This window comes from Sphingopyxis sp. LC363, assembly GCF_000756385.1.
Taxonomy (GTDB): domain Bacteria; phylum Pseudomonadota; class Alphaproteobacteria; order Sphingomonadales; family Sphingomonadaceae; genus Sphingopyxis.
The window spans coordinates 16,125-27,219 of the sequence record NZ_JNFC01000038.1 but is presented as its reverse complement, the minus strand read 5'-3'; the positions used below and the strand labels follow the sequence as shown (position 1 = coordinate 27,219).

At 64.8% G+C, this 11,095-nt stretch carries 9 protein-coding genes and 1 tRNA gene; 3 read left to right on the top strand and 7 right to left on the bottom strand.

Annotated features, from left to right (window positions below; translation table 11 throughout):
- Positions 1 to 256: 256 nt before the first annotated feature.
- Together FG95_RS14455 and FG95_RS14450 are read left to right on the top strand one after the other, a co-directional pair.
- Positions 257 to 1,297 carry a hypothetical protein gene (locus FG95_RS14455; protein ID WP_152567661.1) on the top strand — a complete coding sequence of 347 codons (1,041 nt, stop codon included), beginning with the start codon at positions 257 to 259 and terminating at the stop codon, positions 1,295 to 1,297.
- A gap of 10 nt (positions 1,298 to 1,307) precedes the next feature.
- Positions 1,308 to 1,964 (top strand): Fe2+-dependent dioxygenase, encoded by a 657-nt coding sequence (locus FG95_RS14450; protein WP_037556794.1) that lies wholly within the window; start codon positions 1,308 to 1,310, stop codon positions 1,962 to 1,964.
- A 13-nt stretch (positions 1,965 to 1,977) separates the two neighbouring features.
- Here FG95_RS14450 and folE read toward each other — a convergent pair whose 3' ends face one another.
- Positions 1,978 to 2,577, bottom strand: a complete 600-nt coding sequence (folE, locus tag FG95_RS14445) for a GTP cyclohydrolase I FolE (protein ID WP_037556793.1) — start codon at positions 2,575 to 2,577, stop codon at positions 1,978 to 1,980.
- A gap of 436 nt (positions 2,578 to 3,013) precedes the next feature.
- Between folE and FG95_RS14440 the strand changes: the two genes are divergently transcribed.
- On the top strand, positions 3,014 to 5,989 hold the full coding sequence (locus FG95_RS14440; RefSeq protein ID WP_152567660.1) for a TonB-dependent receptor: 2,976 nt from the start codon (positions 3,014 to 3,016) through the stop codon (positions 5,987 to 5,989).
- A 145-nt stretch (positions 5,990 to 6,134) separates the two neighbouring features.
- On the opposite strand, the gene FG95_RS14435 is transcribed toward FG95_RS14440, so the two are convergent.
- From FG95_RS14435 to infA, 6 genes are all read right to left on the bottom strand, one after another.
- Positions 6,135 to 8,702 carry a TonB-dependent receptor gene (locus FG95_RS14435; RefSeq protein WP_235211571.1) on the bottom strand — a complete coding sequence of 856 codons (2,568 nt, stop codon included), beginning with the start codon at positions 8,700 to 8,702 and terminating at the stop codon, positions 6,135 to 6,137.
- A gap of 220 nt (positions 8,703 to 8,922) precedes the next feature.
- Positions 8,923 to 8,998, bottom strand: a tRNA-Phe gene (locus FG95_RS14430).
- Positions 8,999 to 9,082: 84 nt separating this feature from the next.
- On the bottom strand, positions 9,083 to 9,265 hold the full coding sequence (locus tag FG95_RS14425) for a DNA gyrase inhibitor YacG (protein ID WP_037556792.1): 183 nt from the start codon (positions 9,263 to 9,265) through the stop codon (positions 9,083 to 9,085).
- The gene (locus tag FG95_RS14420; protein WP_037556791.1) at positions 9,255 to 10,247 is read right to left on the bottom strand and encodes a ribonuclease; all 993 of its coding nucleotides are present in this window, start codon (positions 10,245 to 10,247) and stop codon (positions 9,255 to 9,257) included. The genes FG95_RS14425 and FG95_RS14420 overlap by 11 nt, the downstream gene beginning before the upstream one ends.
- Positions 10,240 to 10,812 carry a Maf family protein gene (locus tag FG95_RS14415; protein ID WP_037556797.1) on the bottom strand — a complete coding sequence of 191 codons (573 nt, stop codon included), beginning with the start codon at positions 10,810 to 10,812 and terminating at the stop codon, positions 10,240 to 10,242. Before FG95_RS14415 ends, FG95_RS14420 begins: the two co-directional genes overlap by 8 nt.
- Positions 10,813 to 10,838: 26 nt before the next feature.
- The gene (gene infA / locus FG95_RS14410; RefSeq protein WP_010162480.1) at positions 10,839 to 11,057 is read right to left on the bottom strand and encodes a translation initiation factor IF-1; all 219 of its coding nucleotides are present in this window, start codon (positions 11,055 to 11,057) and stop codon (positions 10,839 to 10,841) included.
- Positions 11,058 to 11,095 lie beyond the last annotated feature (38 nt).

Genomic DNA, 11,095 nt, shown 5'->3' with positions numbered 1-11,095 from the left:
GCCGCCGCCCCGCGACGGGGGGCGCCCCCCCCCGCGCCGGGGGCTGGAGACAGCCCCCCGCCCCCGCGCCCGCCCCCCCCCCCCCCCCGCAGCCGCCGCCGCCCCCGCCCGCGCCCCGGGCGGGGCGCGCTCGGCCGGCTCCCCCCGCCCCCGCGGCCCGCCCCCCCCCCCCGCCCCGGCCATGGACGACGATTGGGGCCCAGCTCGCCCGCCCGTCCCGTCTGGCCAACCCGCCTCGTCGCCCCTATGGCGGCAAATGATGGCCGACGACCGCTTCCAGTCCCGCTTCGCCGCCGATGCGAGCCTGCTGCCGCATATGGCGGACCTCGCGAACGACCGGGTGCTGATCGCGCTGCTGGGCGAAGCCGATTATCGCGCCGCGAGCTTCCTCGACCAGCGGCTGCTCACCGATCGCATCGGGCGCGAGTGGACGGCGTGGAGCGCGCTGCCCGACCTCGGCGCGTCGGCGCCGCGGCCCGATTTCATCTTCCACATCGGTCATGTCGGATCGACGCTGGTCTCGCGCCTGCTCGCCGAGGTCGGCGGCGCGTTGCCGCTGCGCGAGCCGATGCTGCTGCGCACGCTGGCGCAGGTCGCCGAGCGGCTCGACCGGCCCGAATCGCTCTGGTCGCCCGAGCTTTACCGCGCGCGCCTCGCGCAAAGCCTCGGCTGGCTGGGCCGCGGCTTCGCGCCGGACCAGCGCGCGATGGTCAAGGCGTCGAGCGTGATCACCGTGATCGCCGGCGACCTCACGGGCCCCGACGGCCACGCGCTGTTCCTCCATGTCCCGCTTCCCCGCTATATCGAAACGATCCTCGCGGGCGAGGCGTCGATGGCCGAAACGTTGACACAGGCCCCGGCGCGCATGGCGCGGCTCGCGGGCCTGCTTCCCGATTTCCCGCATGCGCTGTGGCAGCTGCCGCCGGTCATCCGCGTCGCGATGAGCTGGCTGTGCGAAATGGCGACGGCGCAGCGCGCGCTGCCACCGGACGCTCCGCGCCACCTCTGGGTCGATTTCGAGGCGATGCTGACCGCCCCCGCCGCCGCGCTCGCGGCGCAAGCGGCGCATTTCGGCTTGCCGGTCGACAGCGCGCGTATCGATGCCGCGCTCGCCGGGCCGATCATGCGCCAATATTCGAAGGCGCCCGAACATGGCTACAGCCCCGACCTTCGCCGCGAACTGCAGGCGCAGGCAGCGCGCGATCATGCCCATGCGATCGCCGAAGCGATCGCATGGGTTGAAGCGCTCGCCGCGCGCTATACAAGCCTTGCCGACCTGCCGATCCACGGCCAATAGGAAGCTTTAGATGTTCAAGCTCGTCCAGCTGCTCGACGACAATGCGGTCCGCACGCTGCGCGAGATCGCCGCCGGCGGAAAATTCGTCGACGGCAAGATCAGCAACCCGCATTCGAAGGTGAAGAACAACCTGCAGCTTCACGACGCGGGCGCCTATGAACGTTCGTCGAAGATATTGCTCGACGCGATGGTGCAGAATCCCGACTTCATGGAATTCTCCTTTCCGGCGCGCATCGCGCCGCCGCTGCTGACGCGCTACACGCCGGGCATGCACTATGGGCTGCACCCCGACGCCGCCTATATCCCGCTGCCCGACGGCCAGCTGCGCACCGACGTCAGCTGCACCGTCTTCCTCAACGACCCCGCCGATTATGACGGCGGCGCGCTGCATGTACGGCTGGGCAGCGCCGACCTGCGCTTCAAGGAAGCCCCGGGGGTCGCGATCATCTATCCCTCGCACACGCTGCACGAGGTCGAGCCGGTGACGCGCGGCGAGCGGCTCGTCGCGATCACCTTCATCCAGAGCCTGATCCCCGACGTCCAGCACCGCGGCCTGATGTACGAACTCAACGAGGTGGCCGCGCTGGAGGGCGGCAAGATGGAGCCCGCGAACTTCACGCGGCTCCAGGCGGTCCAGTATCAGCTGCTCAGGATGTGGCGGCGCTAGGCGCCACCCACCCTCAATAGCCCATCAGGCTGAGCACTTCCTTGCGGCTGCGCTCGTCGTCGAGGAAACAGCCGAGCAGGCGGCTCGTCACCATGCCGACGCCCGGGGTGCGCACGCCGCGCCCGGTCATGCAGCCATGCTGCGCGTCGATCACCACCGCGACGCCGTGCGGCTGGAGATTGTCCCAGATGCAGCGCGCGACTTCAGCGGTGAGGCGCTCCTGCACCTGCAACCGCCGCGCATAGCCATTGAGCACGCGCGCGAGTTTCGAGATGCCGACGACGCGGTCCTTCGGCAGATAGGCGATCGACGCCTTGCCGGTGATCGGCGCCATATGATGTTCGCAATGCGACTGGAACGGAATGTCGCGCAGCAGCACGATCTCGTCATAGCCGCCGACTTCCTCGAAGGTGCGCGACAGATGGACCGACGGATCCTCGCCATAACCCTGGCAATATTCCTTCCACGCGCGCGCGACGCGACGCGGCGTGTCGCGCAAACCCTCGCGCGCCGGGTCGTCGCCCGCCCACTCGATCAACGTGCGCACCGCGTCGGCGACATGGTCCGGAACCACCACCTTGCCGTCCGGCCCCAACTCGACTTTGTCGCTCATTGCCCCGCTTTCACTGTTGCCATCATGTCGCACATTTCGACGTCCCGATGGAGATACGCAAGGGCAGGACCAAAAGAAATTGTCCTCCCCCGTCAACTTTACGTTGCGGAATCTTGACTTTTTCTCATTCCGGAGAGGCGCGGTTTCGCGTCCTTTTTCGGGCCGAACAAGTGACTTGACGCTTTCGTCAACTCGGCGCACCTTCCTTGCCATACAGAACTCGCTCAAGCGGGTCGTATTCCGGAGAGGCCGGCGTTTTCCCCGACGCCGGCGGGAGAGGACGATGACCAGCATAGCTGGCAAGTGGGATTCACGAGGGCACATGGCCGTTTCGGCCCGGTGCCCTTTGCCATGTCTGGTCGTATCCCCTCCCCTTACCACAATTTGAAAGTTGGGCGGCCCCGCACCTCGCGGGGCTGAAAAAGGGAGGCTATAGATGAAGTTCAAGGCACTGATCGGAACGTCGCTCCTTGCGATGACGGTGGCGACGCCGGCATATGCGCAAGACGCGGCGGATGAAGTGGAACGCGATGCTTTCGGCGGCGAAATCGTCGTCACGGCGCAGCGCCAGTCGGAACGTCTGCAGGACGTGCCGATCGCGGTCAGCGCCTTTTCGACCGAAGCGCTCGAAGCGCAGCAGATCAAGACCCCGTCGGATCTTCAGCTGACCTTGCCCAACGTCACCTTCACCAAGACCAATTTCACCGGCGCCAGCTTCACGATCCGCGGTATCGGCGACCTTTGCGTCGGCACGACCTGCGACAGCGCGACCGCGATCCATCTGAACGGCGATCCGCTGTTTTCGACCCGCCTGTTCGAAACCGAATTCTTCGACCTCGAACGCGTCGAAGTGCTGCGCGGGCCGCAGGGCACGCTGTTCGGCCGCAACGCGACGTCGGGCGTGGTCAACGTCATCACCGCCAAGCCGAAGCTCGGAACGTTCGAAGCCGCCGCCGAAGCCGAATATGGCAATTATAATTCGCTCAAGGGCAAGGCGATGGTCAACATCCCCCTTGGCGATTCCGCCGGCATCCGCGTCGCGGGCATCTACCTCAACCGCGACGGCTATACGAAGAACGAGTTCCTCGACACGCGGATCGACGACCGCGACCTCTATTCGGTCCGCGGCTCGTTCCGCTGGGAGCCGACCGAGGACACCACCATCGACCTGCTCGCATCCTATTTCCGCGAAAAGGACAAGCGCACCCGCATCCAGAAACAGCTCTGCCAGCGCGACCCGACCGGCATCCTCGGCTGTTTGAACAACCGCCTCGACAATTCGCCCTTCAACGGCAACGCGACCTTCACCGCGGCGCTGACCTCGCGCGAATTCCTCGCAACGCAAGGGATCCCCGCCGCCTTCGCCTTGGGCAGCCTCTATGGCCCCGACGTCTATGCCAATACGACGATCCCGTCGGATCCGCGCACGGTAAACACCGCCTATACGCCGAGCTATTTCACCAGCGAACTGACGCTGCAGGGCCAGATCGAGCATAATTTCGGCCCGGTGTCGCTGCAGGTTTCGGGCCAGTATCAGAAGGTCAAGCTCGACGCGTCGCAGGATTATAACAGCAATATCGGCGACCGCTCGCTCTATGCCGGCGGCCTCGCAACGCTTGCGGCGGCGGCGGGCGGCGCGCTCGGCCCGGCGCTTCAGGCCTATTTCGCCCCGGTTGCCGACGCGATCATCCCGAACGGACCGAACGGCCAGCTTTGCACCTCTCTCGCGGAAGAGAGCGGCTTCGGCTCGTTCGGCGGCAACAGCATCTGTTCGGACCAGTCGCTGCAATTCGACCGTTCGAACCAGTATAACAGCAGCTGGTCGGTCGAAAGCATCCTGACGAGCGACTTCGACGGGCCGTTCAACTTCCTGCTTGGCGGCATCTATGCCGACTATCACCTGACCGAGAACAGCTATTACGTGAACGCGTTCCCGATCGATTATCTGACCGGCGTTCTCGGCGCGTTCAACTCGTTGAGCAACGGGCTGCCGCCCTCCTTCCTCGGCACGCCCTTCTTCCGTAACAATACCGCCGATTTAAAGATCAAATCCTACGGGATCTTCGGCGAAGCCTATGTCGAGTTCAACGACCGGATCAAGCTGACCGCCGGTCTGCGCTACAACAACGACAAGAAGAGCGTCCAAGCGCGTTCGACGCTGGCCAGTTTCCTCGTGCCCTTCGGCCAAACGGGGACGGCCTTCGATTCGCCTTTCGTCGGCACCTTCGACGCCGATCCAGGCACACCCGGCAACCAGCTGATCCAGTCGCGGAGCGTCAAGTTCAACGAATGGACTGGGCGCGCGGTGCTCGACTTCAAGTTGACCGAGGACAATCTCCTCTATGCCTCCTATTCGCGCGGTTACAAATCGGGGGGCATCAACCCGCCGCTGCAGCCGATCTTCCAGGTGCCCGAGTCCTTCCAGCCCGAGCAAGTCGACGCTTTTGAGATCGGGTCAAAAAATACCTTTGGCAACGGCGCACTCCAGCTGAACCTCACCGCCTTCTATTATAAATACAAGGATCTGCAGCTCAGCAAGATCGTCGCACGCACGGCGGTCAATGACAATGTTGACGCCGACATCTACGGCTTCGAAGTCGAAGGCATGGTCCGCCCCGATCCCGATGTGCTGATCAATCTGGGCTTCAGCTATCTGCACACCAAGGTCGCGAGCGACAAATATACCAGCAACCCTCGCGACTTTGGCGGCGGACGCGCCGATGCGGTGATCATCAAGGATATCACCAACGCAGCGAACTGTGCGGTGGCGTCAGCATCCGGCAGCGTGGCGGGAGTCAACGCCTATGTGAATCAGGTCAATCAGCTGATCAATGCCGGCGCCATTCCCGGTCTTCAGGCCGGAGCCGGTTTGCAGGGGACAACGCCTTTCCCGGCCGATGGCGGTATCGCGTCGACCGGCGCCTACAGCGTTTGCGCCGTCGTCGCGGCACTCGCGCCGACTCTTGGCCAAGCCTTCGGAGGCATCGAAACCTCGACCACCATCAACGGCGAAACCTTCCAATATTCGGCTGGCATTCCCGTCAACATCAAGGGCAATCAGCTGCCGCAGGCGCCGAACTACAAGTTCAGCGCGGGCATCCAATATACGGCGCGGCTGGGCGACGGCGACATGACGCTCGTCCCCCGCGTCGACCTCGCCTATACCGGTGAAAGCTATGGCAGCATCTTCAACGGCAATGTGAACCGGATCAAGGGCTATGCCCAGGTCAACGCCCAGCTGCAGCTCAACGGTCCCGACGACAAATGGTATGTGAAGGGGTTCATCCAGAACGTCTTCGACGCCAACAGCGTCACCGGCCTCTACATCACCGACCAGTCGTCGGGGAATTACACCAACATCTTCACCCTCGAACCGCGCCGCTACGGCATCGCGGCGGGCGTGCGATTCTGACGACCGACCGGCAACAATACCGACGAACCCGGCCTCTCGATCGAGAGGCCGGGTATTCTTTTGATCGGGACCGACGAAAAGAAAAGGGCCGGGCCATCATGCGATGGCCCGGCCCCTTCTTCGACCCTGCGCGTCAGCGCATCAATCAGAACTTCGCGCGCAGCTTCACCCCATAGAGCCGCGGCGGCGCCGGATAGACGGCGAAGCTCGCGCTCTGCTCGGGGATCGGGAAGGCCGTGATGTTGTAATATTTGTTGAAAAGATTTTCGACGTAGAACTCGACCGCATAATTCTGGTCGGGTCCGAAATTCAGGCCCGCCCGCGCATTGACGATCGTATAACCATCGTTGGTCGTGAACGGCACCGCGACCGGATCGTTCATCGTGTTCGCGTCGCTGTTCATCCGCCAGTCGAGGTGCAGCAGGCCGCCAACATTGCTGCTGAGCTGCGGCGTCCAGGTGACCGCGCCGGTGACGACATGCCTGGGCGAATTGGTGAGCGGCAAGCCGTTGTCGTCGCCGGCGACCGCGTCCTTCACTTCGGTATCCACATAGGAATAGCCGAGCACAATGTTGAGGCTGGGCGCCGGACGGATCACCGATTCCAGCTCGACACCCTTCGCCACGAGCTTGTCGAAATTCTGGACGACGAAGTTATTCCCCTCGAACGCCAGGTTCTGATAGCCCTTGAGCTCGGTATAGAAGGCATTGGCGTTGAACTGGAACGCGTTGCTGAAATCGGTCTTCACGCCGAATTCGAACGAATCGACATCTTCATTCCCGAACTCGAGGTCCGACGCCTGTGCGCCATTGCCGCCGAGGAAGGCGGTGTCGAACGACCCGCGGTCGAGGTTGTAGCCGCCCGATTTATAACCGCGGTCATAACCGCCATAGACCATCACGCGATCGTCGAGCTTGACCGACAGCTTTGCAGTTCCCGTCAGCTTGCTCTCGCTGCGCTTGTCGCGAAAGATGCCGTTGAATTCGGGATTGACCACGGGGTTGCAGACAAGGTTGAAAATCGCGTTGCCGAGTCCCGACGGCAGACCCTGCAGCGCCTGGCGATAGAGGCCGTAACGATCGCTTTGCAGCGTCGCGCACCCCGGCAGGTTCGACTGCAGGTCGGCGTTCAGCTTCTTCGATTCATGATTGTAGCGCAGACCAAGGGTCAGCGAGACATTGTCGTTGAAGTCGATGATATTGTGCGTGAACAGCGCAAAGGCTTCGGTGTCGACCCGATAACGATCGCCAATCTGCCCCTGCCCCGCCTGCGGCGCGGGAAGGGGCGTCAGGAAGGTGTCGAGCACGCCCGCCTGCGCGGCGGCGGCCGCGAGCTGCGGGTTCGACGCCAGCAGTACCTGTCCCACCAGCGGCGAGTTCGGGATCGACTGGAAAATCTGGAAGCCCGTCGGACCGGGCACCGCCGAATCGGTCAGCGCGTTGATAAAGGCGTCGACATATTGCGCGCCCTGCGTGCCGAAGCGGGTGCGTTCGGTATATCGCAGCTTCTCGTTGAGGTAGAAGCCGCCGATCAGCCAGTCGACATGATCGTCGAAAGCCGTGCCCTTGAGGCGGATTTCCTGCGTGAAATCGCGCATGTTGATGGGCATATTTTCACGATAGGCGCGGTCGATCCCCGAGAAATCGACGTCCATGCCGCGGATCGCCTTCCAGTCGCGATAGGCGGTGATCGACGTCAGTTCGACGCCGCCCAGATCCCAGTCGAGCTGGCCCGAAACGCCCCATTCGCGCATTTTTTCGGTCAGGTCCCGATCAGGCGAGTACGCGACCTCGCGATTCTTGGGGTTATATGGGATCACGATGCCGGTCAGGCCATTGGCCGCGGCCAGCCCCTGAATCACAGCGCTTGCGGCGAAGGCCGGCGTGCCCGGCTGCGCGAAGCCCGAATTGGTGTTGAGCGCGCCGCAGCACTGCTCATTGGTCTTGGCATAATCGGCGATCAGCCGGAACGAGACGTCATCCTTTTCGAACAAGGCCTGCCCGCGCACCGACCAGCGGTCGAGATCGTTGAAACGGCGATCGCTGTTGACGTCTTTGATATAGCCGTCGCGCTTGTGGTAGCCGCCGTCGAGCCGCACCGCGAGCGTTTCGGAAACCGGTCCGGTGACGCCGGCCTTCAGCTCGATCTCGTCGAGGTTGCCATAGCTCGCCTCGGCATAGCCGCCGAGATTGAAGCTGGGCTTTTGCGTAATGATGTTGAGCGCGCCGGCCGAGGTGTTGCGGCCGAACAGCGTGCCCTGCGGCCCGCGCAGCACTTCGACGCGGTCGATCGGCGGCAGGTCCGCGAGGGCAAGGCCTGCGCGCGCGCGGAAAACGCCGTCGACAAAGACGCCGACCGAGGGTTCGAAGCCGGGGTTGTCGCCTGCGGTTCCGATGCCGCGGATGCGCAGCACGACGCCGGTTGCCGAGGACTGACCGGTCGTCGCCTGAAAGCTGGGCGCGATCTGGCGAAGCCCGCGAATATCGCTGATGCCCGAGTTTTCCAGCTGCTCTCCGCCAACCACATTGACCGCGATCGGGATGTCTTGCGAGCGCTGCGCACGGCCGGTTGCGGTCACGATGATGTCATTACCATAATCGCTGTCGTCGGTGACCGCAGGCGTCGCGGGCGCCGCATCCTGGGCAAAGGCATAGGCCGGGGTCGTGGCAGCGCACAGCATCGTGCCGCCCAACAAAATGTTGCGCAAAATCATGACAGGTCCTCTCTCCAAAACCGTCGCGGCGCAGCCAAAGGCTTATCGGGAGATGCCCGACGGTGAAGTGCCGGTCTAACGCACCGCCCCGCGGCGTCAACGCGCGCGCGCGCGAGCATCCGGCTTTTCCGTCCATTAGTGGCACAAAAGCAACAGTTTACGCTACGGCAGGCGTAATCTGATTGTCACAAAAAGTGCTGAAGCAACGATGGATGAGGGGTGGTGCCTGGGGACGGGATCGAACCGCCGACACTGCGATTTTCAGTCGCATGCTCTACCAACTGAGCTACCCAGGCGAAGCGCTTGCGGCCGGTCGGCCGCGCTGGCGAGCGGCGGCTATAGGCAGGGCTTTGCGTCCTGTCCAGCATCTTTCTTTGCGATCATCCCTCGTCGAAACGATCGTCGTCGGCGGTGCCGTCGGGCGCCTGATCGGCCGGCACGCGATAGTCCTCGCCGAACCAGTTGAGGAGGTCGCGATCGCGGCAACCGCGGCTGCAAAAGGGCTTATATTCGGGGTCGCGCGGCTTGCCGCACAGCGGACAGCGCGGGGGTTTACTGGGCATGACCCGCTCCTTTGACGGCCGCATCCGCGATCAGGCGGACCGCGCGGCCGGTGCGATTTTGTAGAGTTTCGATCCACGCCGAATGCGCCGCGATCCGGTCGATCACCGCGCCGCGCGCGGTCAGCGTCAGGTCGCCCGTCCCCACCGCGCGTTCCGCCTGACGCAGCAGCAGCGCGGCATCGGTCGCGGCGGGATCGAGCCGGACCTGCTCGATCAGCGAGGGCCGCTCGCGGCGGCGGACGATCTGCATAAAGCCGAAGCCGTTGACCGCGGTGCGCTCGAACGGCTGGGGCAAGGCGGCGTCGACCGCCGCGTCGATCGCCTGCCGCCCGGCGCGATCGGGCACCGAGGGAAAGTCGATCCCGATCGACCCGCCGATGTCGCAGCGACGGATCAAGGCCGCCGCCTCGCGCGCGCCCGCCAATGCCAGCGCCAGCGCGTCCCCCTCGCCGTCGATGTCGATCAGCAGCATCGCGGGGGTCGCATCGACCCACAGCGCGCCGCCCGCAAAGGGCCAGTGGCCGGTGCGGACATGGTCGATCAGTTCGGACCAGCCCGCCTGTTCGAGCCGGTCGGGAGCGGCCGGTTGCAGCTCGGCGACGGCGATGCCAGTAGCGGCAATGCGCGCCCGCAGATCGGGCCCGTCACCGACGTCGGCGCCCGCCTCCGCCATCCGCGCCCGCGCGGGCTTGTCGCGGCCGCGTTCGCGCAGCGCCATGCGGGTGATTTGGACGATCAGCCGCGCCCCGGTCGAGGTCGACGGCGGCAGGCCGGTCAGCGTCGCCTGCGGCGCCCCCGGCCAGTCGAGCGCGACCAGCGCGCCTTTGCCGCCCCTGCCCGCTTCGATCAGCTTCGCGCCGACGATCGCGCCGACGCGCGGCCCTTCGCCTTCGCGTTCGATCCGCGCCTCGACGATTGCGCCGTCCTCGATCAGCGCCGCGCGCGCTTCGCCGATCCCGGCTTCATAGAGCCACTCAGCCAAGCGGGATTCCCGCGCTCGTCAACAGCGCGCGCGTTTCGAAGAGCGGCAGGCCGACGACGTTCGAATGGCTCCCCGACAGGAATCGCACAAAGGTTTCGGCGCGCCCCTGGATCGCATAGCCGCCCGCCTTGCCCATCCCCTCGCCGCATTCGACGTAGCGGTCGATCTCGGCGGCGCTCAGCGCCTTGAACGCGACGATCGTGTCGACGACGCGGACGCGCGGGCGATCATCGGCCCCGACGACGCAAACCCCCGACCAGACATGGTGGCGCCGCCCCGACAGCAGGGCGAGCATGCGGCGCAGGTCGGCTTCATCGGCCGGCTTTTCGAGGATGCGGCGCCCGACCGCCACCGTCGTATCGCCCGCGAGGACGATTTCGTCCGGTGCGCGCGCGACCGCGAGCGCCTTGCCCCGCGCCAGCCGCGCGACATAATCGCGCGGCAGCTCGCCCTTCAGCGGCGTCTCGTCGATTTCAGGCGCCGCGATGCGCGCAGGCTCCAGCCCGATCCGCGCCAGCAATTCGCGCCGCCGCGGCGAGGTCGAAGCCAGAACCAGTGTTGGCATGGGCGCAGCCATGGTCGCCGCGCCGCTCACTTGAAGCGATAGGTGATCCGACCCTTGGTCAGGTCATAGGGGGTGAGTTCGACGAGCACTTCGTCGCCCACGAGAACGCGGATGCGATTCTTGCGCATCTTGCCGGCCGTGTGGCCCAGAATCTCGTGATCATTTTCCAGTTTGACGCGAAACATCGCGTTGGGCAGCAGTTCGACCACTTGGCCGCGCATTTCCAGAAGTTCTTCTTTCGCCATCTATCCTCTATGGGCTCGAAATATCGGGATGCGCGCCC